General features: G+C 74.4%; 17 protein-coding genes. 4 read left to right on the top strand and 13 right to left on the bottom strand.

Going from position 1 to position 21,666, the window contains the following annotated elements; translation table 11 throughout:
• Positions 1-13: 13 nt before the first annotated feature.
• The gene (nrdR, locus tag ACZ462_RS09865; RefSeq protein WP_114054505.1) at positions 14-526 is read right to left on the bottom strand and encodes a transcriptional regulator NrdR; all 513 of its coding nucleotides are present in this window, start codon (positions 524-526) and stop codon (positions 14-16) included.
• A gap of 474 nt (positions 527-1,000) precedes the next feature.
• On the opposite strand from nrdR, the gene lexA reads away from it, so the two are divergent.
• The gene (gene lexA, locus ACZ462_RS09870) at positions 1,001-1,798 is read left to right on the top strand and encodes a transcriptional repressor LexA (RefSeq protein WP_467808223.1); all 798 of its coding nucleotides are present in this window, start codon (positions 1,001-1,003) and stop codon (positions 1,796-1,798) included.
• 78 nt (positions 1,799-1,876) lie between these two features.
• On the opposite strand, the gene ACZ462_RS09875 is transcribed toward lexA, so the two are convergent.
• The 4 genes from ACZ462_RS09875 to ACZ462_RS09890 all read right to left on the bottom strand — a co-directional run bounded on the left by ACZ462_RS09875 (position 1,877) and on the right by ACZ462_RS09890 (position 8,865).
• Positions 1,877-3,847 (bottom strand): ATP-dependent DNA helicase, encoded by a 1,971-nt coding sequence (locus ACZ462_RS09875; RefSeq protein ID WP_467808225.1) that lies wholly within the window; start codon positions 3,845-3,847, stop codon positions 1,877-1,879.
• Positions 3,848-4,017: 170 nt separating this feature from the next.
• Entirely contained in the window at positions 4,018-4,731 is a 714-nt protein-coding gene (locus tag ACZ462_RS09880; RefSeq protein WP_467808226.1) for a GNAT family N-acetyltransferase, read from the bottom strand.
• Between the two features lie 7 nt (positions 4,732-4,738).
• On the bottom strand, positions 4,739-6,580 hold the full coding sequence (locus tag ACZ462_RS09885; RefSeq protein WP_467808267.1) for an IucA/IucC family protein: 1,842 nt from the start codon (positions 6,578-6,580) through the stop codon (positions 4,739-4,741).
• 908 nt (positions 6,581-7,488) lie between these two features.
• Positions 7,489-8,865, bottom strand: coding sequence for a diaminobutyrate--2-oxoglutarate transaminase family protein (locus ACZ462_RS09890; RefSeq protein WP_467808227.1), 1,377 nt, complete (start codon positions 8,863-8,865; stop codon positions 7,489-7,491).
• A gap of 299 nt (positions 8,866-9,164) precedes the next feature.
• Here ACZ462_RS09890 and ACZ462_RS09895 point away from each other — a divergent pair, with 299 nt between their 5' ends.
• Positions 9,165-10,337: a trypsin-like serine peptidase gene (locus ACZ462_RS09895; RefSeq protein ID WP_467808228.1), complete on the top strand. Its 1,173-nt coding sequence runs from the start codon at positions 9,165-9,167 to the stop codon at positions 10,335-10,337.
• An 84-nt stretch (positions 10,338-10,421) separates the two neighbouring features.
• Here the strand turns inward: ACZ462_RS09895 and hflX are convergent, their stop codons facing one another.
• From hflX to miaA, 6 genes are all read right to left on the bottom strand, one after another.
• A complete protein-coding gene (gene hflX / locus ACZ462_RS09900) occupies positions 10,422-11,930 on the bottom strand; it encodes a GTPase HflX (protein WP_467808229.1) in 1,509 nt (502 codons plus the stop codon).
• Positions 11,931-12,138: 208 nt separating this feature from the next.
• The gene (locus tag ACZ462_RS09905; RefSeq protein ID WP_467808231.1) at positions 12,139-13,584 is read right to left on the bottom strand and encodes a M1 family metallopeptidase; all 1,446 of its coding nucleotides are present in this window, start codon (positions 13,582-13,584) and stop codon (positions 12,139-12,141) included.
• Between the two features lie 147 nt (positions 13,585-13,731).
• Positions 13,732-15,801 (bottom strand): RelA/SpoT family protein, encoded by a 2,070-nt coding sequence (locus ACZ462_RS09910; RefSeq protein ID WP_467808232.1) that lies wholly within the window; start codon positions 15,799-15,801, stop codon positions 13,732-13,734.
• Between the two features lie 141 nt (positions 15,802-15,942).
• Complete coding sequence (gene dapF / locus ACZ462_RS09915; protein WP_467808233.1) at positions 15,943-16,818, bottom strand: diaminopimelate epimerase; 876 nt, start codon at positions 16,816-16,818, stop codon at positions 15,943-15,945.
• Positions 16,819-16,883: 65 nt separating this feature from the next.
• A complete protein-coding gene (locus ACZ462_RS09920; protein WP_467808234.1) occupies positions 16,884-17,396 on the bottom strand; it encodes a hypothetical protein in 513 nt (170 codons plus the stop codon).
• Between the two features lie 131 nt (positions 17,397-17,527).
• Complete coding sequence (gene miaA, locus ACZ462_RS09925) at positions 17,528-18,466, bottom strand: tRNA (adenosine(37)-N6)-dimethylallyltransferase MiaA (RefSeq protein ID WP_467808235.1); 939 nt, start codon at positions 18,464-18,466, stop codon at positions 17,528-17,530.
• 163 nt (positions 18,467-18,629) lie between these two features.
• On the opposite strand from miaA, the gene ACZ462_RS09930 reads away from it, so the two are divergent.
• Both ACZ462_RS09930 and ACZ462_RS09935 read left to right on the top strand, forming a co-directional pair.
• Complete coding sequence (locus tag ACZ462_RS09930) at positions 18,630-18,869, top strand: gliding motility protein (protein WP_467808236.1); 240 nt, start codon at positions 18,630-18,632, stop codon at positions 18,867-18,869.
• 22 nt (positions 18,870-18,891) lie between these two features.
• On the top strand, positions 18,892-19,143 hold the full coding sequence (locus tag ACZ462_RS09935) for an antitoxin (protein WP_467808238.1): 252 nt from the start codon (positions 18,892-18,894) through the stop codon (positions 19,141-19,143).
• Positions 19,144-19,236: 93 nt separating this feature from the next.
• Here the strand turns inward: ACZ462_RS09935 and ACZ462_RS09940 are convergent, their stop codons facing one another.
• Both ACZ462_RS09940 and miaB read right to left on the bottom strand, forming a co-directional pair.
• Positions 19,237-19,962 carry a class III extradiol ring-cleavage dioxygenase family protein gene (locus ACZ462_RS09940; protein ID WP_467808240.1) on the bottom strand — a complete coding sequence of 242 codons (726 nt, stop codon included), beginning with the start codon at positions 19,960-19,962 and terminating at the stop codon, positions 19,237-19,239.
• A 145-nt stretch (positions 19,963-20,107) separates the two neighbouring features.
• Positions 20,108-21,628: a tRNA (N6-isopentenyl adenosine(37)-C2)-methylthiotransferase MiaB gene (miaB, locus tag ACZ462_RS09945; RefSeq protein WP_467808241.1), complete on the bottom strand. Its 1,521-nt coding sequence runs from the start codon at positions 21,626-21,628 to the stop codon at positions 20,108-20,110.
• Positions 21,629-21,666: the final 38 nt, after the last annotated feature.

The following is a 21,666-nucleotide window of genomic DNA, read 5'->3' on the forward strand; positions in this document are numbered from 1 at the left end:
CGCGGCGGCCCGGTCAGTCGGAGGCGGAGGCGGGCACGGGGACCTGGGGGGTCCCGGCGGGCCCGCACTCCTCGGGGCGGGGCCGCCGCTCGCGCAGTTCCGCGATGGCGGCCTCGAAGTCTTCAAGGGTGTCGAACGCCTTGTACACGGACGCGAAGCGCAGGTACGCGACGAGGTCGAGTTCCTGGAGCGGGCCGAGTATGGCCAGACCGACGTCATGGGTGGTGAGCTCGGCGCTTCCGGTGGCGCGCACCGCCTCCTCGACGCGCTGGCCGAGCTTGGCGAGGGCGTCCTCGGTGACGGGCCGGCCCTGGCACGCCTTGCGCACGCCGGAGATGACCTTGGTGCGGCTGAAGGGCTCGGTGACACCGCTGCGCTTGATCACCATGAGCGAGGCCGTCTCGACCGTCGTGAAGCGACGGGAGCAGTCCGGGCACTGGCGGCGTCTGCGGATCGACGTGCCGTCGTCCGTGGTGCGGCTGTCGACGACGCGGCTGTCGGGGTGCCTGCAGAAGGGGCAGTGCATGGTCCTTCACCCTCCTCTAGGCACGACTGAATCACCCCTCCGGCCCTGTGCGGCGGATTCACTCTGCCGGGGCTCGTGGAGCAGGCCCAAGCATATGCGATCCATGGGGCCTGTGAGACCCCTGCGCTCCCTCGTACCACTAGGTATGGGTTGCGCCGCCCATACAACCACTAGATCTTGTGGCGCCGCGGATTTGGTCCACTACCGCGTGTCGCGGAGCGGAGTGCCAGGGCGGGGCCGCTCGCGGTGCCACACTGGGCCCGGGCCGTAGGGCCGCGACTCGACCGGGAAGGGTACCGTAGGCAGCGAAAGCCCGTCCGAACCTCCGTTCGGAAATACAAAACCCAATACACCCGCCATTGTGATCACGCAGGGCGATCTGCGATTTTTCACTCGAACGTGTGTTTGGCGCAACCTTTCGAAAGCAACTACCGTTGTCCAGCTAGGGAGAACATTTCGAGAGGGGCCGCCGACGTGACCACCACCGCAGACAGTGCCGCCATCACTGCCCAGAACCGCTCCCAAAGCCGACTCGAGCCGGTGCATTCCATGAACGACGCAAGCGCAGGCCTGACCCCGGAGGCGGACGCCATCCGCCCCGCTCGCTCCCTTCCAGGACGCCCCCCAGGCATCCGCGCCGACAGCTCCGGTCTCACCGACCGGCAGCGCCGGGTCATCGAGGTCATCCGCGACTCCGTGCAGCGCCGGGGGTACCCGCCGTCCATGCGGGAGATCGGCCAGGCGGTCGGCCTGTCCAGCACCTCGTCCGTGGCCCACCAGCTCATGGCCCTGGAGCGCAAGGGCTTCCTCCGCCGCGACCCGCACCGGCCCCGGGCGTACGAGGTGCGCGGCTCGGACCAGCCCAGCTCGCAGCCCACGGACACCACCGGCAAGCCCGCCGCCTCGTACGTCCCCCTGGTCGGCCGGATCGCGGCCGGCGGCCCGATCCTCGCCGAGGAGTCCGTGGAGGACGTCTTCCCGCTCCCCCGGCAGCTCGTCGGCGACGGTGAGCTCTTCGTCCTCAAGGTCGTCGGCGACTCCATGATCGAGGCCGCGATCTGCGACGGCGACTGGGTCACGGTCCGCCGCCAGCCCGTCGCCGAGAACGGCGACATCGTTGCCGCCATGCTCGACGGCGAGGCCACCGTCAAGCGCTTCAAGCGCGAGGACGGCCACGTCTGGCTGCTCCCCCACAACGCGGCGTACCAGCCGATCCCCGGTGACGAGGCCACCATCCTCGGCAAGGTCGTCGCCGTACTGCGCCGGGTCTGAGCCCGGCCCCACCATCCAGCTCCGGGACCCACTGCGCCGGTCCCGGAGCTGTTCCATGCCCGGACCCGGGCCCTCGGGCTATCTGCCGTCGGCCTTGGCCGCCGTGTCGATCGCGGACAGGGAGCGGCGGACCTGGTTGCGGTCCGTGGTGTACCAGAAGTCGGGAAGCGTCGCCTTCAGGAAGCTGCCGTACCGGGCCGTCGCGAGCCGCGGGTCCAGGACGGCGACGACGCCCCGGTCTCCCGCGGCCCGGACGAGCCGGCCCGCACCCTGGGCCATCAGCAGCGCCGCATGGGTCGCGGCGACCGCCATGAAGCCGTTGCCTCCGTGCTCCTCCACCGACTTCTGGCGGGCGCTCATCAGCGGGTCGTCGGGCCGGGGGAAGGGGATGCGGTCCATGACCACGAGCTGGCAGCTGGGACCGGGGACGTCCACGCCCTGCCACAGGGACAGCGTCCCGAACAGGCAGGTCCGCGGGTCCGCGGCGAATGTCTTGATCAGCTCGCCGAGGGTCTCCTCCCCCTGGAGGAGGATCGGGTGGTCGAGCCGGCCGCGCAGCTCCTCCGCGGCCGCCTTGGCGCCGCGCATGGAGGAGAACAGGCCGAGGGTGCGGCCGCCGGCCGCCTCGATCAGCTCGGCGAGCTCGTCCATCATGTCGCCGCGGGTCCCCTCGCGGCCGGGCGTCGCCAGATGCTTGGCGACATAGAGGATGCCCTGCTTCGGGTAGTCGAACGGGGAGCCGACGTCGAGGCCCCGCCAGACCGGCGCGTCGTCCGCCTCGACGCCCTCCGGGGACAGGCCGAGCGACGCCGCGACCCCGTTGAAGTCCCCGCCCAGCTTGAGCGTCGCCGAGGTGAGGACCACCGAGCGGTCCTCGAACAGCTTCTCCCGCAGCAGCCCCGACACCGACAGCGGGGCGACCCGCAGCGTCGCCCCGAACCGGTCGTGGCGCTCGTACCAGACGACGTCGTACTCGGAGCGGGCGATGATCCGCTCGGCCACCGCGTGCACGTTCTCCACGGAGGCGAGGGCCTGCTTGCGGACGGCGTCCTCGTCGGCGACGGACTTGTCCCTGGTGGACGCCATCGCGGAGATCACGTCGCGCGCGGCGTCGCGGAGCGCCGCCAGCGCGTACCCGAGGTCCTCCGGGATTTCCTCCAGCCGGCCGGGGAGCGCCAGCTCCATCACGCGCTCGAAGGACTCGGAGGCGGTCTGGAGGGAGTCGGCCGTCTTCTCGTCGACCAGCTTCGCGGCCCGCTTCACCGCCCGGTTGACCTGGCCGGGGGTGAGTTCGCCGGTGGCGGCGCCGGTCACCCGGGACACCAGCTCGTGCGCCTCGTCCACGATCAGCACCTCGTGCTGCGGCAGGACGGGCGCGCCCTCGATGGCGTCGATGGCCAGCAGGGCGTGGTTGGTGACGACCACGTCGGCCAGCTTGGCGCGCTCGCGGGCGGCCTCGGCGAAGCATTCGGCGCCGTACGGGCACTTCGTCGCGCCGAGGCATTCGCGGGAGGAGACGGACACCTGGCTCCAGGCGCGGTCGGAGACGCCGGGTGTGAGGTCGTCCCGGTCGCCGGTCTCCGTCTCGTCGGCCCAGTCGCGCAGCCGCAGCAGGTCCTGCCCGAGCTTGCTGGTGGGGGCGGCGGCCTCGAACTGGTCGAAGAGGCCCTCCTCCTCGTCCTGCGGGGCGCCCTCGTGCAGCCGGTGCAGGCACAGGTAGTTCGACCGGCCCTTGAGCATGGCGAACTGCGGCCGGCGGCGCAGCTGCGGGTGCAGTGCCTCGACCGTCCGGGGCAGGTCGCGCTCGACGAGCTGCCGCTGCAGGGCGAGCGTCGCCGTGGCCACGACGACACGCTCGCCGTGGGCGAGGGCCGGGACCAGGTAGCCGAGGGACTTGCCGGTGCCGGTGCCGGCCTGGATCAGCCGGTGCGTGCTGTCGTCGATCGCTTCGGCGACGGCTTCGGCCATGGCGACCTGGCCGGGCCGCTCCGTGCCGCCGACGGCGGAGACGGCGGCGTGCAGCAGGTCGGGGAGGGAGGGCTTCGTCATAGCACCCCCCAGCCTACGGGGCGCCACCGACGGTGACGGCCATCACCGGGATGGCCCATCACCGGAAAGGGCGACGGGAAGGCGGGAACTCCGCGGCGCGCGCCCGGCGTTTTCGGAGGGAAGGACGGCAGGCGGCCCGGCAGGGAGGGGATGCGCCGCGGGGGTGCGGCTCAGGTGAGGCTGCGGAGCGCACGCTCGCGGACCATCAGAGCGGCGCGCTTGCCGGGCAGGTCGATGTTCCCGGTCCAGCGGAAGCCGGAGCCGAGGAAGGCGGAGACGGAGGGGGTGTTGCGGATGTCCGGTTCGGCGATGACCCGGGTGCAGCGCGGGCGGTTGTCGAGCACGAGGTTGGCGACCGCGCGCAGCAGTGCGGTCCCCAGACCGCGGCCGCGGTTCCTGCCGTCCCCGATCAGCAGGTGGATACCGGTGTCGTGGGGGCGCGCCGGGTAGTGGCGGGCGAGCGGGTCGAGGTCGGCCCGGTAGACCTCCCAGTAGCTGACGGGGGTGCCGTCGAGGAGGCCGAGGCAGGGGATGCTGCCGCCGTCGCCGTCGATCTGGGCCCGCAGGTGGGAGGCCGTGAGGGACCGGGGGCCGGCGAGGTCCCAGTAGGCGGCCACCTCGGGGTCGTTCATCCAGCGGGTGACCAGGTCCAGGTCGCGGTCGAGGCGGACGGGTTCCAGGCGGAAGGCGCCGGCGGCGGTGCGGGTGGTGCCCCATCCGCTGGGCGAGTCGAGCAGGTCGGCCTCGGCGAGCAGCGGCAGCAGCCCGGCCCGCAGGCGCAGCTCGGCCGGGTGCGCGGTGGTGGGGCCGGCGGCGCGTGCGGGGGCGGGGACGGACGGCGGGGCCGGGACGGACGGCGGGGCCGGGGTGTCGGTGGAGGGCATCGGTGGCTCAATCGTGGAGGGGGTTGGAGAGGGTGATGTAGACGGACTGCGCGTCGACGGGGCCGACGAGTTCGTCGAGGCCGCCCAGGCGGGTCAGCAGGTTCGCCTTGCAGCGCAGGGTGGGCGAGTCGAGCAGCAGCGCGGGCAGCGGCCCGAGGCCGGCGGCCTGCCCGAGGAAGCGGCGGAAGGCGGCGAGGAGGACGCGCTCGTCGGCGAGGCGCTGGGAGCCGAAGGCTCCGATGAGGCCCAGCACGTTGTTGATGCCGAGGTAGTAGGCGAAGCGTTCGTCGGTGACGGCGTCGGAGACGAAGGTGTCGCTGGCGCTGCCGATGCCGGGGATCCGGCGCTCCAGCTCGGCGCGCCGGGAGGCGCGGAAGTAGTAGCCCTGGTTGTCGCGGTAGCGGCCGCCGGCGGGCCAGCCGTCGGGGTCGAGGACGACGAGGGTGTTCTGCTGGTGGGCTTCGAGGGCGATGCCCGCGAGCGCGTCGAAGGCGAGGACGGGCCGGATGACGTGGTCGAGGTAGCGCAGGAACCACTCGGCGGACACGGCGGACAGGGGGCGCCCGGTGGTGGCGGCCAGCCGGTGGACGGTGTCGGCGAGCCGGGACCGCATGCCGGGCCGGCCCGGCAGGGGGCGGGGCGAGGTGAGGGCGGCGATGCACAGGGCATCGTCGTGGGAGCGGAAGGGGTTGTGGCGGAGGACGGCGTCGAGTCCGGGGACGGCGCTGCCGTCCGGGGCGTCGACGGCGACCCAGGCCGGGTCCCGGACGATGTCGAAGTGGGGGTGTGCGGCCTGCCACTGCTCCGCGAGGCCGGTCCGGAGCAGCCGGTGCACCTCGACGCCGCGGTGGAGTTCCTTGCGGAGGTTCTCCCGGCGGGAGTTGGTGATGCGCAGGCCGAGGGAGAGCTTGAGCATCACGGGGGTGCCGGGGCGGGCCACGGTGCGGACGGAGGAGGTGGGGTGCCAGGGCTCGCCGTGCGGGCCGAGGTCGTGCAGGAGCCCGTCGTCGAGGAGGGCCGCGACGGCGGGGCGGTGGAGCATTTCGCGGGCCTGCCAGGGGTGCAGGGGAAGGGGGGTGGTGCCTTCGGGTGCCGGGAGGCCGGGGGCGAGGCGGGTCAGGAGCCGGGCGGCGGACAGGGGGCGGCCGCGTTCGGTCCAGGCGGAGTCCGTGGCGAGGGCCCCGGGGGCGACGGCGAACCAGTGCAAGGGGAAGGAGCCGTGGAGTTCGGGTGAGTAGCGGCGGGCTTCGGCGTCGGAGAGCCCCTCGCGGCTCTTGGGGTCGGGCTGGAGGGGGTGGCCGAGGAGCAGGGACTGCTCGGAGGTCAGGAAGAGGTCGCCGTCGACGGGCGCGGGCGGCCGGGGACGTACGCGCCGGTCGGCGATGAACGCGGCGGTGCGGCGGACCGAGTCCGCGACCCGGGCGACGAGGTCCGTGGCCCGGGGCCCGCCGTCCCCGGCCTCGCGGGCGAGCAGCGAGGCAAGGGTCACCGCGTCCAGGGCGGGGGCGTCGGCGGGGGCGCCTTGAATCCGGGCGGAGCCGAAGCGGTGCCAGCCGACCGGAGACCAGTGGCGCACGCCGACGATCAGCGCGGTACCGGATGCGGGAAGAGGGATGCGCAGCGGGGTCCCTCCGGTCTCGCCGGGGCACCCGACACCGCGCTCCCGGACCCAGCACCGCAGCAGGTTCTCCACCGCGGCGGCTTCGGCCGCGACGGCCGCGTCGGGATGGTCGAGCACCTCGGCCGCCACCAGAGCCTCACCGCGGCCCCGCCCCACACCGTGGTCCTGCCGCGGCACCCGCCTCCCCGCCTCCTCGCCCTGCACCCCAGCCGCCGCACCGAAGAACATCCCGGCCGGGGCGGGCGCCGGCTCCGGCCTGATCGACAGCGCGCCCTGCGCCGGTCCGGCAGCACCGGTCCGCCCGCCCTGCGCCACACCTCCGCCACCGGGCGGAACGCCCTCTGCCCCCACCTCACGACCACACCCCCCGGCGCCGTCGAAGCCGCCCCCGGCCACGGCAGGCCGGCCCGGCGCCTCGTCCCGCCCCGCTCCGGCCGCCTCGGACCCCCTGCCCGACACCGGCTCGGCTCCCGCCGACGGGGCCGGCGTGCCCTGGGGGGCCTCCGGGGCAGGGGGCTGCACCGGCGCGGACGCGGCCGGCTGAGCCGACAGCCCGGCCTGCGCCGGACCGGCCGGCTTCTGCGGCCCGTCCAGCGTGGCCGCGGCGGGCTCGTCGCGGAGCCCGGCCTGCGCCGATCCGGTCGGCCCGGACCTCCCTCCCCGCAACAGCCCTGATTCCGCCGACGGGGCCGGCGGACCCTGGGGGGCCGCCGAGGCAGGCCGGCGCATCGGCGCGGGCGCGGTCGGCGGGACGGAGGGGATGCCGTCGGCCGTCGGTACGGGGGGCCCGCCGGCCCCGGGGGTCTGCTTGCCGTCGGCCGTACCCGGCTGCGGGGGCAGGGCGGCCTCGGCGTGCGGGCTTCCTGAGTCCGGCCCGTGTGGGGCCGGGGCGGCGGCCAGGGGGGCGGGGTGCCCGTGGGCCTGGGAGAGGCGGGGCGCGCTCATCGCCGAGGTGTCTCCGTTCTGTTGGGGGTGGCGGGGGCGTCGGGAGGTGGCTCCGGGGCGGCCCCCTCGGCGGCGATCGGGGTGGTGGGGCGTCGGGCACCGGCCCCGGGTGAGGCCCCGCCCCCTCCCTGGCGGGGCGTTCCCGGGGGCGGCGGCTCTCCGCGGGGCGGCCGCCCTTCCCGGCCGCAGCACTAGTTCGGGCGGCGGAGTGCGGCGGCGGCGGTGACGGATTCCGCCAGGCGGTCCAGGACCGCCGCGGCCTGTTCGTCGGTGATGGTGAGCGGCGGCAGGAGGCGTACGACGCTGGAGTGTCGGCCGCCGAGTTCGACGATCAGGCCGCGGCGCAGGCACTCCCGGCGGACGGCGGCGGCGAGGTCGCTCGCGGCGGCGCCGGTCTCCGGGTCGGCGAGTTCGACGCCGATCATCAGGCCGCGGCCCCGTACGTCCGCGACGCACGGCTGCTGCGCGGCCACCGCGCGCAGGGCGGTGAGCATGCGCGTGCCGAGTTCGGCGGCGCGTTCGGCGAGGCGGTTCTCCCGCACGTAGGCGAGGGTCGCGGCGCCGGCCGCCATGGCGAGCTGGTTGCCGCGGAACGTGCCGGCGTGGGCGCCGGGCGCCCACACGTCCAGCCCGGACCGGTACACGATCACCGCCAGCGGCAGGCTGCCGCCGATGGCCTTCGACATGACCATCACGTCGGGGACGACCCCGGCGTGGTCGACGCCCCAGAAGGCGCCGGTCCGTCCGACGCCCGTCTGCACCTCGTCCGCGATGAGCGGGATGTCCCGGGCCGCGGTGATCTCGCGCATGTCGCGCAGCCAGGCGTCGGGAGCGGGCAGTACCCCGCCTTCGCCCTGCACGGGCTCGACGAGCATCCCGGCGGGCGTCGGCACCCCGCCCTTGGGGTCGTCGAGCAGGCTCTCCGTCCAGCGTGCGCCGAGCCGCGCGCCTTCCGCGCCGCCCACGCCGAACGGGCAGCGGTGGTCCTGCGGGTACGGGAGCCGTGTCACCCGCACGTCGGGGGCCCCGCCCGACGCGCCGAGGGATCCGGCGGTCATGCCGTGGTAGGCGCCGGTGAAGGCGAGGAGCCCGGAGCGCCCGGTCGCGGTGCGGACCAGGGTGAGCGCGGCTTCGACCGCGTCGGTGCCGGCAGGCCCGCAGAACTGGATCCGGGCGTCGGCCGCGAGTTCGCCGGGAAGAGTGGCGAACAGCTCGGTGGTGAAGGCGTCCTTGACCGGTGTCGCGAGGTCGAGGACGTGCAGCGGCGCCCCGGAGTCGAGGACTCCGCGGACGGCCTCCAGCACCACGGGGTGGTTGTGCCCCAGCGCGAGAGTGCCCGCGCCGGACAGGCAGTCGAGGTAGCGGCGGCCGTCCGCGCCCTCGATGGTGAGGCCGCGGGCCCGCACGGGGACGATCGGCAGGGAGCGGGCGTACGTGCGCGCCGCGGACTCCCGCATCGCCTGCCGCCGCAGGATCCCCTCCGCCGCGGCCGGTCCGGCCGCGGCGGGCGCCCGGCTCCCCTGGGGCGGTACCTGGGCCGGGGCCGTGTCCTGCTCCGTCGCTGCCACGAGTGTCGGACCTCCCGCACTGAAATCGCCCTGCCGGATCGTTTCTGACCCGGACGCCGCTTCCCCGCCCGCCCCGCTCCCCGTAGGTACCAACGACGGCGGCGGCGCCGGATCACGGGGCGGGGTCGGAAACCTTGGAGCGGCGCGGCGGGAAGTCCGGGCGGCGGGGCGGCCGGACGGGAACCGCGGGGGCGGGCTTCGCCGTCCCCGACTCCGACGGCATAGTGGGGTGCTGCATCCGCGGCCGCACCTCACGGCGTCCGCAGCCCACGCCCGGAAACACCAGGGGGACTCACGACATGCGACCGAACCGACCGGTCACCGCGATCCTGTGCGCGGCGGCACTCGCGATGACCGCCGCCTGCGGCCCGGGCGACGGGGAGGCCGGCGGCGACGCCAAGCCCACCGTGGCGGCGAGCCTTCCGTCCGGAGGCGACGGGATCAAGATCCCGGAGCAGCTGAAGGACAAGCTCAGGCAGCACGGCATAGACCTGGAGAAGTGGCGGGGAGGTGAGTGGAAGAACTGGAACAAGGAGGACTGGCTCCGCGAGGCGGGCGACTACATCAACCCGGTCATCGAGGGCCTGTGGGACCCCGACCGGATGCGGGAGGCGGCGAGGACGCCGCAGCCGCCGGCGGTCGACCCGGATGCGGGCAAGGACCAGGGCGTCACCGACCCGGCTCCGGCGGCGGTGCCGGCGAAGCCGGCGGCCACGCCGTACCACTCGGCGGTCCCCGCCTCGGGCAAGGTGTTCTTCGACGGGCCCGAGGGCTCCATGGTGTGCTCGGCGACCGTGGTGAAGGACCCGGCGCACCCGGGCAAGTCGAACCTGGTCTGGACGGCCGGGCACTGCGTGCACGCCGGCAAGGCCGGCGGCTGGTACCGGAACATCGCCTTCGTCCCGTCGTACAACAACGCGGGGAAGTCGGCGGCGCAGCTCAAGGGCGCGCCCCGGCAGGAGGTGGCCCCGTACGGCGTGTGGTGGAGCGACTGGGCGCAGACCTCCGACCAGTGGATCGCCACGGGCGGCCCGACGGGCGGTGCGGGTGCCCCGTACGACTTCGCGGTGCTGCACGTGGTGCCGGAGAAGAGCACCGGCAAGTCGCTGGAGGAGACGGTCGGTGCGGCGCTCCCGGTGGAGTTCAACGCGCCTGCGGTGCCGAAGGTGTCCGGGGTGACGGCGACGGGCTACCCGGCGTCGGCGCCGTTCGACGGGCAGAAGGCGTACCAGTGCACGGACAAGCCGGGGCGGCTGACGCTGAAGGCGAACGATCCGGTGATGTACCGCATCGGCTGCACGATGACGGGCGGTTCGTCGGGCGGCGGCTGGATCGCCGCGGGCAGTGACGGCAAGCCGGCGCTGGTGTCGAACACGTCGATCGGCCCGGCGAAGGCGGGCTGGCTGGCGGGTCCGCGGCTGGGCCCGGAGGCCAAGGGGATCTTCGACGCGGTGAGCAGGAAGTTCAAGTAGTCCGGCAGCCGGACAGGGCCGAGGGCCCCCTGCGCGTGCAGGGGGCCCTCGGCTTTCGCGCGCCCGGCGGTGCGGGCGGCGCGGCTACTGCCTGGCCGGAACGAACGGCGCCAGTTCGGCGGCCAGTTCCGGGTGGACGAGCGCCTTGAGCAGGGTGCCCTCCGGGGTGTGCTCCTCGGAGACCACCTCGCCCTCGGCGTGTGCCCGGGCGACCAGCGAGCCGTGGGTGTACGGGACGAGGGCCTCCGTCTCGACGGACGGCCGGGGCAGTTCGGCGTCGATGAGCCGCAGGAGCTCCTCGATGCCCCGCCCGGTGCGCGCGGAGACGGCGATCGAGTGGCGCTCGATGCGCAGCAGCCGCTGGAGGACCAGCGGGTCCGCGGCGTCCGCCTTGTTGACCACGACGATCTCGGGCACGTCGACGGCGCCGACCTCCCGGATGACCTCGCGGACGGCGGCGAGCTGCTCCTCCGGGGCGGGGTGCGAGCCGTCCACGATGTGCAGGATGAGGTCGGCGTCTCCGACCTCCTCCATCGTGGAGCGGAACGCCTCGACCAGGTGGTGGGGCAGGTGCCGGACGAAGCCGACGGTGTCGGCCAGGGTGTAGACCCGGCCGCTGGGCGTCTCGGCCCGGCGCACGGTCGGGTCGAGGGTGGCGAACAGGGCGTTCTCGACGAGGACGCCCGCGCCGGTGAGGCGGTTGAGCAGGGAGGACTTGCCGGCGTTGGTGTATCCGGCGATGGCGACGGAGGGCACCTTGTTGCGGCGGCGCTCCTGGCGCTTGATGTCGCGGCCGGTCTTCATCTCCGCGATCTCCCGGCGCATCTTCGCCATCTTCTCGCGGATCCGTCGCCGGTCCGTCTCGATCTTGGTCTCACCGGGGCCTCGGGTGGCCATGCCGCCGCCTCCGCCGCCGCCCATCTGCCGGGACAGCGACTGGCCCCAGCCGCGCAGGCGCGGAAGCATGTACTGCATCTGCGCGAGGGCGACCTGCGCCTTGCCCTCTCGGGACTTGGCGTGCTGGGCGAAGATGTCGAGGATGAGGGCGGTCCGGTCGACCACCTTGACCTTGACGACGTCTTCGAGGGCGATGAGCTGGCCGGGGCTGAGCTCGCCGTCGCAGACGACGGTGTCGGCGCCGCTCTCCAGCACGATGTCGCGCAGCTCGCGCGCCTTGCCGGAGCCGATGAAGGTGGCCGGGTCGGGCTTGTCGCGGCGCTGGATCACGCCGTCGAGGACGAGGGCGCCGGCCGTCTCGGCGAGGGCGGCGAGTTCCGCGAGGGAGTTCTCGGCGTCCTGCACGGTGCCGGACGTCCACACGCCGACGAGGACGACGCGCTCCAGGCGGAGCTGCCGGTACTCGACCTCGGTGACGTCTTCGAGCTCGGTGGAGAGGCCGGCGACGCGCCGGAGCGCGGCGCGCTCGGAGCGGTCGAACTGGTCGCCGTCCCGCTCTCCGTCGATCTCGTGGCTCCAGGCGACGTCCTCTTCCATCAGGGCGTCGGCCCGGAGGCTCTCGGTGAAGCTCTGCGGTTCGCGCACGTCGTCCTGTGCGGCCCGCGCGTCCTGGGAAGCGGAAGAAGAGGAGGTCATTGGATCCTTACGTCGGTGTGTGGCGGTGTCGGAAGGGGCCCGCCTCGGCGGGTGCCCGGCCGCGGTGGGCGGTCGGGGCCGCTTCCGGGAGCCGCGGCTGCCGGAAGCACGTGCGACACATTACTGACGTGTGCAACGTCGCGTGCCGCCGGGAGATTCCCCGGCGCCCTGCGGCCCCGTCGATGGTGACATGCCCCTTCCTGCCGGGTCACACGCTTTTCGCGCCGCCCCATTCCGGGTGTCCGGGCATCGGGGGCGTGGTCTTGCCGTACAGCCAGGGCTTCAGGAAGGGCTCCATGTCGCGCCCGGCCTCCTGGGAGGCGAGGCGGACGAAGTCGGCGGTGCCGGCGACGCCGTCGCGGTGCTCGGCGACCCAGCGGCGCTGGATGCGGTCGAAGGCGGCGGCGCCGATCTCCTGGCGCAGGGCGTACAGGACGAGTGCGGCGCCGTCGTAGACCACGGGCCGGAACAGCCCGATCTTCTGGCCGGGGGCGGCGGGCTTGGGGGCGGCCGGGGGGCCTCCGGAGGCGCGCCACTGGTCGGAGCGCTCGTACGCCTCGCGCATGCGCCGCTCCAGGGAGTACTTGCCGAGGTGGTCGGCGTAGAGGGCCTCGTACCAGGTGGCGTGCCCCTCGTTGAGCCAGAGGTCGGACCAGGTGCGGGGGGTGACGCTGTCGCCGAACCACTGGTGGGCGAGCTCGTGGACCATGACGGCCTCGACGTACCACTCGGGGTAGCCGTCGTCGGCGAAGAGGCCGCTCTCGAAGAGGGAGAGGGTCTGCGTTTCGAGCTCGAAGCCGGTCTGGGCTTGGGCGATGAGCACGCCGTAGTTCTCGAAGGGGTAGCGGCCGACCCGCTGCTCCATCCACTCGATGTGGCCGTGCGTCTTCTTCAGCCAGGGTTCGAGGCGCGCCCGCTCGGCCGCGGGGACGACGTCGCGCAGCGGCAGGCCGTGGGGGCCGGTGCGGTGCAGTACGGCGGATTCGCCGATGGACACCTGGGCGAGCTCGGTCGCCATGGGGTGCAGGGTCCGGTACGTCCAGGTGGTGGGGCCGGCGGCGGTGCGGACGGGCAGGGCGCCGGCGACGCCGTTGGCGACGGCGGTCAGCCCCTGGGGGGCGGTGATGCGGAAGGTGAAGTAGGCCTTGTCGGCGGGGTGGTCGTTGCAGGGGAAGACGCGGTGGGCGGCGTCGGCCTGGTTGGCCATGGCGAGGCCGTCCGCGGTGGGCACCCAGCCGCCGTCGGCGGCGCCGCGCGGGTCGCTGGTGTGCCGGACGGAGATGCGGAGGGGGGTGTGGGGGGCGACGGGGCTCGCGGGGGTGAGGACGAGGTCCTCGCCGGCGCTCTCGAATGCGGCGGGCTGCCCGTTCACCTCGGCGGAGGCGACCGTTCCGTGGGTGAAGTCGAGGTTGATGCGGTCCAGTGCGGCGAGGGAGCGGGCCTCGATCCGGGTGACGGCGTCGAGGGGGGTCTTGTTGTCCTTGTAGGTGAGGGAGAGGTCGTACGAGAGGACGTCGTAGCCGGGGTTGCCGAGGTGCGGGAACAGCGGGTCTCCGATGCCCAGCGGCGTCGGCGGGGGCAGCGCGGCGGCGACCAGGCCGAGGGAGGCCGCGGCGAGCAGGGAGGCGCGCAGGCGCGGGGAGGTGAGCTGCATCCCCCACCGCTTACCAGCGCCCGCCGCGCGGCCGGGTACGGCGCGCGACGGTTCCACCCGAACGGGATCGCCGGGCGCGGGAGGGGCCGCCGTGCGGCTGACGGCCGCCGCGGCCCGGTACCCGCGGGGCGCCTCGGGCCCGCCGGGTCAGGCACGGCCGACGTCGTAGACGCCCGGGACGTTCCGCATGGCCCGCATGAGCGCGGGCAGGACGGCCGCGTCGGGCAGCTGGAGGGTGTAGGTGTGCCGGACGCGCTGCTCGACGGGCGGTTCGACGGTGGCGGAGACGACTTCGACGCCCTGGCGGGCGATGGCTTCGGTCAGGTCGGCCAGCAGGTGGGGGCGGCCGAACGATTCGGCGGTGAGGGTGACGCGGCAGTCGGCGGTGGCCCGCCAGTGCACGGCGACGGTGGTGCGGCCCAGCGCCCGCATCCGGGCGACGGCCTCGCAGCCGACGCGGTGCACGGTGACGGCCCCGCCGCGGACGACGAACCCGGCGACGGCGTCCGGCGGGACCGGCGTGCAGCAGCCGGCCAGGCGCACGGTTGCGTCGGGCAGGTCGGCGACGGCGTTGCCGCCTCCGCCGCGGGCCCCGACGACGGACAGGGGGGCGCGGGCGGGGGTGGTGGTGGGGGTGGCCCCGTCGGGGTGCTGCCGGAGCCAGCCGGTGATGGCGATCCGGGCGGCGGTGGTGCGGGCGTGGTCGAGCCAGTCGGCGCCGGGGCCGGAGGAGGAGTCGTGGGAGAGCAGCAGCTGGACGGTGTCGCCGTCGGAGAGCCGCGAGCCGAGCGAGGTGAGGCGCCCGTTGACCCGGGCGCCGATACAGCCGTGGGCGGCTTCGCCGTGCTGGGCGTAGGCGGCGTCGATGCAGGTGGCGCCGGCGGGGAGGCCGAGCGTGCCGCCGTCGGCGCGGAAGACGGTGATCTCCCGGTCCTGGGCGAGTTCGGCGCGCAGTCCGCTCCAGAAGGTGTCGGGGTCGGGCGCGGAGCGCTGCCAGTCGAGGAGGCGGGCGAGCCAGCCGGGCCGGGTGGGGTCGGCGCGCTCCTCGTCGCCGTCCGCGTGGTCGGCGGTGGCGTACGGGTTGCCGAGTGCGATGACGCCGGCTTCGGCGACGCGGTGCATCTGGCGGGTGCGGACGATGACTTCGGCGACGTACCCGTCTGGGGTGGCGACGGCGGTGTGCAGCGACTGGTAGAGGTTGAACTTGGGGGCGGCGATGAAGTCCTTGAACTCGGAGACCACCGGCGTGAAGCAGGTGTGGAGTTCGCCCAGGACGGCGTAGCAGTCGGCGTTCTCGCCGACGAGGACGAGGATGCGGCCGAAGTCGGAGCCGCGGAGCTCGCCGCGTTTGAGGGAGACGCGGTGGACGGAGACGAAGTGCCGCGGCCGGACCTGCACTTCGGCGGCGATGCCGGCGTCGCGCAGGACGGAGCGTACGGAGTCGGCGATGCCGGGCAGCGGGTCGGTGCCGGCCTGGGCGGCGATGAGGGCGCGGGTGCGCTCGTACTCCTCGGGGTGGAGGATCGCGAAGACGAGGTCCTCCAGCTCGGTCTTGAGGGCCTGGACGCCGAGCCGCTCGGCGAGCGGAATGAGGACGTCGCGGGTGACCTTGGCGATGCGCGCCTGTTTCTCGGGGCGCATCACGCCGAGGGTGCGCATGTTGTGGAGCCGGTCGGCGAGCTTGATGGACATCACGCGGACGTCGTTGCCGGTGGCGACGAGCATCTTGCGGAAGGTCTCGGGCTCGGCCGCGGCCCCGTAGTCGATCTTCTCGACCTTGGTGACGCCGTCGACGATGAAGCCGACCTCCTCGCCGAACTCGGCGCGGACCTGGTCGAGGGTCACCTCGGTGTCCTCGACGGTGTCGTGGAGCAGGGAGGCCGTCAAGGTGGTGGTCTCCGCGCCGAGTTCGGCGAGGATGAGGGTGACGGCGAGCGGGTGTGTGATGTACGGCTCACCGCTCTTGCGCATCTGGCCGCGGTGGGAGGACTCCGCGAGGAGGTACGCGCGGTGCAGGACGGAGAGGTCGGCGTCCGGGTGGTGGGCGCGGTGCGCTTCGGCGACGTGGCCGATGGCGTCGGGCAGCCGGTCCCGGGGGGCGGGCCCGAGGAGGGCCGCCCGCCCGAGTCGGCGCAGGTCGATGCGGGTCCGGCCCCGTCTGCGGAGTTCGGGGCGCGCTTCGGGTCGTGCTTCGGGGTTCGTGGCCTCTGCACTCATGGGCACCTCCGGCGGCTTCGACCGGCTGTGGCGGGCATGGGGTTGAGCCCTCGGGGCCGGTGTCTGATGCTACCGACCCCACCACGTGGCGCAGTCCGCCTCTCGCTGAGCGTGAAACGGATCACCCATGAGAGGGAACCTTCAGGCGAAGGCCGTTTCCTTGAGCCAGGAGGGGTCGAACTCCCCCGTCGCCACGATCACGGCCGGTCCGGTCATGTCGATCCGGCCGTCGGGGTGTTCGGTGATGTAGAGGGTACCGCCGGGGAGGTCGACGGTGTACGTGGCGGGTGCCCCGGTGGCCGCGGGGTCGAGTCCGTCGCGGCGGATGGCGGCGACGGCGACGGCGCAGGCGCCGGTTCCGCAGGAGCGGGTCTCGCCGGATCCGCGCTCGTGGACGCGCATGGCGACGTGGCGGGGGCCGCGGTCGACGACGAACTCGACGTTCACCCCGTCGGGGTAGACCTCGGCGGGGCTGTAGCGGGGCGCCTCCAGCAGCTTCCCGGCCTGGTCGAGGCTCTCGACGAACGCGACGGCGTGCGGGTTGCCCATGTTGACGTTGCGGGCGGGCCAGGCGCGGTCGCCGACGACGACGGTGGCCTGCTCGTCGGGGAGCACGGCGCGGCCCATGGAGACGGTGACGTCGCCGCTCTTGTCGAGGTGGACGCGCTTGACGCCGCCGCGGGTGGCGACGGCGAGGTCGCCGGGTTCGACGTGGCCGGCGTGTTCGAGGTAGCGGGCGAAGACGCGGACGCCGTTGCCGCACATCTCGGCGATGGAGCCGTCGCTGTTGCGGTAGTCCATGAACCACTCGGCCTCACCGGCCATGTGCGCGGCCTCGGGGTGGGCGGCGGAGCGGACGACGTGCAGCACTCCGTCCGCGCCGATGCCGGCGCGGCGGTCGCAGAGCCTCGCGACGGCGGCGGGGCTCAGTTCGACCGCGTTGTCCGGGTCCGGGACGATCACGAAGTCGTTCTCGGTGCCGTGGCCCTTGAGGAAGGAGAGGCTGGTCTGCGTCACGGGACCATGGTAGCGACCCGGCTTCCGCGCAGGTCGCAGGCGGGGGCCGGCGGGCGCGGGCGCGGTTACCGGAGCCGGGCCACCCGGTAGGCGGCGAGGGCGACGACGGCCAGCGCGACGAGCGCGTACAGCACGGCGAAGCGCCAGTCGGGCCGGCGGCCGCTGCCGCGGGGCGGGAGCCCGGGCCAGGTGTAGCCGACGCGGCGGGCGGCCATCATGCCCCAGCCTGCGGCGCAGGAGCTGATCAGGAAGCCGAGCATGGCGACCACGGCGCCGCCGTCGCCGAACTCGAAGGCGAGCGGGAAGGCGAACATCAGGGAGCCTGCGGCGGCCAGCATCACGATCGGGGCGATCTGCCAGATGCGGAGCTTGCGCTGCGGGCGCAGCTCGACCTCGTACGCGGGGCCCGAGGCGTCCTCGCCGTCCGCGGTGTCGGAGGCGTCGGGCCCGTCGGTGGTGAGCCGCTGGGGGTCCGCGGGCAGCCCGAGGCCGTCGGCGTCGGCGGGCTCGCCGAGGAGCGTCGGGTCCGCTTCGCCTCGGGTCCCGTCGCGCCCGGTGTCGCGAGGGCCGGCCTCCATTGCCACGCGCCCTCCCCACTCGGACTTCGCACGCTGCCGTTCACCGCCGGTGACCACACCCGCGGGATTTGATGATGGCACGGCCCGGGGCCCCGAACGGACGCGCGGGGCGTCCCGATGCCATCACGTGATCAGGCTGTAATCGCCCGTTCGACCAACGACTGCGCGAGTCCGGGGAGTTCCCGCCGGTCGGCGGCGGCGCCGCTGAGCCAGTGGACGCGGGGGTCGCGGCGGAACCATGAGTCCTGGCGGCGGGCGAACCGCTTGGTGGCGCGGACGGTCTCGGTGCGGGCCTCGTCCTCGCTGCACTCGCCGGCGAGGGCCGCGAGGACCTGCTGGTAGCCCAGCGCGCGGGAGGCGGTGACGCCCTCGCGCAGGCCGCGGGCCTCCAGCGCGCGGACCTCGTCGACCAGTCCGGCCTCCCACATGCGGTCGACGCGCCGCGCGATCCGCTCGTCGAGCTCCGGCCGGGCCACGTCGACGCCGATCTGGACGGTCTCGTAGAAGGACTCGTGGCCCGGCAGGTTCGCGGTGAAGGGCTTCCCGGTGATCTCGATGACCTCCAGGGCGCGGACGATGCGGCGGCCGTTGCCGGGCAGGATCGCGCGCGCCGCCTCGGGGTCGGCGGCGGCGAGGCGGGCGTGCAGGGCGCCGGGGCCGCTGCGCTCCAGCTCCTCCTCCAGCCGGGCGCGGACCTCCGGGTCGGTACCGGGGAACTCCATGACGTCGAGGGCGCCGCGTACGTACAGGCCGGAGCCGCCGACGAGGACGGGCGTGCGGCCGCGGGCGAGCAGGGCGTCGATCTCGGCGCGGGCCAGGCGCTGGTACTCGGCGACGCTGGCCGTCTCGGTGACGTCCCAGACGTCGAGGAGGTGGTGGGGGACGCCGCCGCGCTCCTCGGTCGTCAGCTTGGCGGTGCCGATGTCCATCCCCCGGTACAGCTGCATGGAGTCGGCGTTGACGACTTCGCCGTCGAAGTGGCGGGCGAGGGCCACGCCCAGGTCGGACTTTCCGGCCGCGGTGGGGCCGACGACGGCGATGACCCGCGGAGCGGGGGCTGCGTTACTCACGGCCCCAGTCTCGCAAACACTCCGGCGTGTACCCGATCGAGCGACGTGACGGCGGGCGGTCGGGGTCGTTGCCCTGGCGTGGTTCCGCCGGGCGCGCGCCGGGCGCAGGCGCGGCGGGGCCGGTGGGAACTTCACCCGCACGAGTAGCGTTGAGGGAGTAGACATGGGCGTTTTCAGTCGGTTTTTCCGCCGGAAGGGCGAGGCCGCGGCCGAGCAGACCGCGGCGGCGGACGTGACGGCGGACGTGACGGCGTCGGAGGCGGCCGCTGGGGCCGCCGGTTCCGGCACCGGGGCCGAGGCGGCGGAGGCGGAGGCTCCGGCGGCTGAGGCCGCCGAGATCCCCAAGCAGCAGTCGGCCAGGGAGGCCGCGGACAGCGGGGCCGGCGAGGGCGCCCTGAAGTAGCCACGGCGACAGGAAGGTGACCATGGGCCTGCTGGACAGTCTGAAGGCCAAGCTCGCTCCGGCGAAGGAGAAGGCCGAGGGCCTCGTGCAGCAGCACGAGGGCAGGATCGGCTCGGGTCTGGAGAAGGTCGCCGAAGTGGTGGACGCGAAGACCCACGGCAAGTACCGCGACAGGATCACGTCGGGGACGGGCAAGGCGAAGGAAGCCCTGGGCAGGATCGCGCACCGGGAGGAGCCGGGCGGCGGGCCGACAGTGCCGCCCAGTGCCCCCTGAGGCGGTCGCGGAAGGGGCGCGGGCCCGGCTGCGGGCCCGCGCCCCTTCGCCGTGCCCGCGCACCGGCCCCGTACGGGCGCGGGGGCCCGCCGGTCAGGACCAGGCGGCGACGAAGTAGCCGACCCCGTACGGCGCGTCCTCGTACAGCAGCCGCCCGGCCAGGCCCGCGCCCTCGGCGGCGCCCGCCAGGACCTGCCAGGGGGCACGGCCGGCGGCGAGGAGGTCGCGGGCGAGGCCCGCGTCGAGGGCGGCGAGGGCGGCCGGGTCGGCGTCGGCGAGGGCGCGGGCCGCTGCGGCGTCGAAGCCGGCGGCGCGCTCGTCGAGGTAGCCGGGCGCCTTCAGCGTCCGGCGGGCGCTGCCGTCGCCCATCACGAGGAGGGCGACGCGGTCGGCGCGGGCGGCGAGCCCCCGGCCGGCGGCGAGGCAGTCGGCGGTGGCGAGCGTCTCGGCGACGGCGAGGCCCTCGACGGGGGCGGCGCCCCAGCGGGCGCGGGCGAGCAGCCAGGCCCCGACGGCGAGCGGGGCGGGCAGGGGCCGCTTCTGCGCGACGGCCGCGTCCGGCTCCCCGGCGGACCCGAGGCGCACGTCGGCGGCCACGCCGAAGGGCCGGAAGCTGCCGGGGCTGCCCTCGGGGTAGGTGCCGGCGGCCTCCTCGGCGGCTGCGCCGACGACGACGAGCAGGTCGGGCCGGGAGGCGGCGAGCACCGCGAGGGCGTCGGAGCAGGCGGTACGGGCGCCCCCGAGTTCGGCGGCGGCCCCGGCGGCGACCTCGGGGACGAGGAGGGGCGGGGCGGGGCAGACGGCGGCGGCTACGAGCATGATCCGCAGCCTAGTGCCGCGACGGGAAAGATTCACCGGGCGCGGCCGCGGCCCGGACCGGACCCGGCACGGCGCCCGGCCCCGCGGGGCCGCCGCCGCGCGGACGCAGCGGCGGCGCCGGCCGGCCCGGTGCGGTGCGGCGGGGTCAGCCGCTGATGCCGCAGCTCGGGGCGGACTCCGGAAGCGGGGCCGGCACGCCGAGCGTCGGAATGCCGAGCATGACTCCCTGCGGCTGCGCCGGGGCGGCGTTCCGCTTCTCCCACGCGTCGCCGGCGCGGGTGCGCCGCACCGCCTGCACCGCGCCCTCGGCCAGCAGGTGGTGCGGGGCGGCGTAGGTGATCTCGACGGTGACCACGTCGCCGGGGCGCACGTCCCCGTCCGGCTTGGTGAAGTGGACCAGGCGGTTGTCGGGGGCGCGGCCGGAGAGGCGGTGCGTGGCGCCGTCCTTGCGGCCCTCGCCCTCGGCGACCATGACCTCCAGGGTGCGGCCGACCTGCTTCTTGTTCTCCTCCCAGGAGATCTCCTCCTGGAGGGCCACCAGGCGCATGTAGCGGTCCTGGACGACCTCCTTGGGGATCTGGCCGTCCATCTCGGCCGCCGGGGTGCCGGGCCGCTTGGAGTACTGGAAGGTGAAGGCGCTCGCGAAGCGGGCCTCGCGCACGACGTGCATCGTCTGCTGGAAGTCCTCCTCGGTCTCGCCGGGGAAGCCCACGATGATGTCGGTGGAGATCGCGGCGTGCGGGATGGCCGCGCGGACCTTCTCGATGATGCCGAGGAAGCGCTCCTGGCGGTACGAGCGGCGCATCGCCTTCAGGACCGGGTCCGATCCGGACTGGAGCGGCATGTGCAGCTGCGGCATCACGTTCGGCGTCTCGGCCATCGCGGCGATCACGTCGTCGGTGAAGTCGCGCGGGTGCGGCGAGGTGAAGCGGACCCGCTCCAGGCCCTCGATCTGCCCGCAGGCGCGCAGCAGCTTGCTGAAGGCCTCGCGGTCGCCGAGGTCGGAGCCGTAGGCGTTGACGTTCTGGCCGAGCAGGGTGATCTCGCTGACGCCTTCGGCGACGAGCGCCTCGATCTCGGCGAGGATGTCGCCGGGACGGCGGTCCTCCTCCTTGCCGCGCAGCGCGGGGACGATGCAGAAGGTGCAGGTGTTGTTGCAGCCGACGGAGATGGAGACCCAGGCGGCGTACGCGGACTCGCGGCGGGTCGGCAGCGTGGAGGGGAAGGCCTCCAGGGACTCGGCGATCTCGATCTGCGCCTCCTCCCGGATGCGGGCGCGCTCCAGCAGGACGGGCAGCTTGCCGATGTTGTGGGTGCCGAAGACCACGTCGACCCAGGGGGCCTTCTTGACGATGGTGTCGCGGTCCTTCTGCGCCAGGCAGCCGCCGACGGCGATCTGCATGCCGGGGCGCTTCGTCTTCATCGGGGCGAGCCGGCCCAGGTTGCCGTACAGCTTGTTGTCGGCGTTCTCGCGGACGGCGCAGGTGTTGAACACGACGACGTCGGCGTCCCCGTCGGAGCCCTCCGGGGCCCGGGTGTAGCCGGCTTCCTCCAGCAGACCGGAGAGCCGCTCGGAGTCGTGCACGTTCATCTGGCACCCGTAGGTGCGCACCTCGTATGTTCCCTTGACGTCCACTGCCGTGCTCCGGTCGCTGCTGCTGGTCATGGAACAAGGGTAGGCGGTGCCCGGGCGGCCTCCGCCCG

This window comes from Streptomyces sp. NPDC031121, assembly GCF_055570615.1.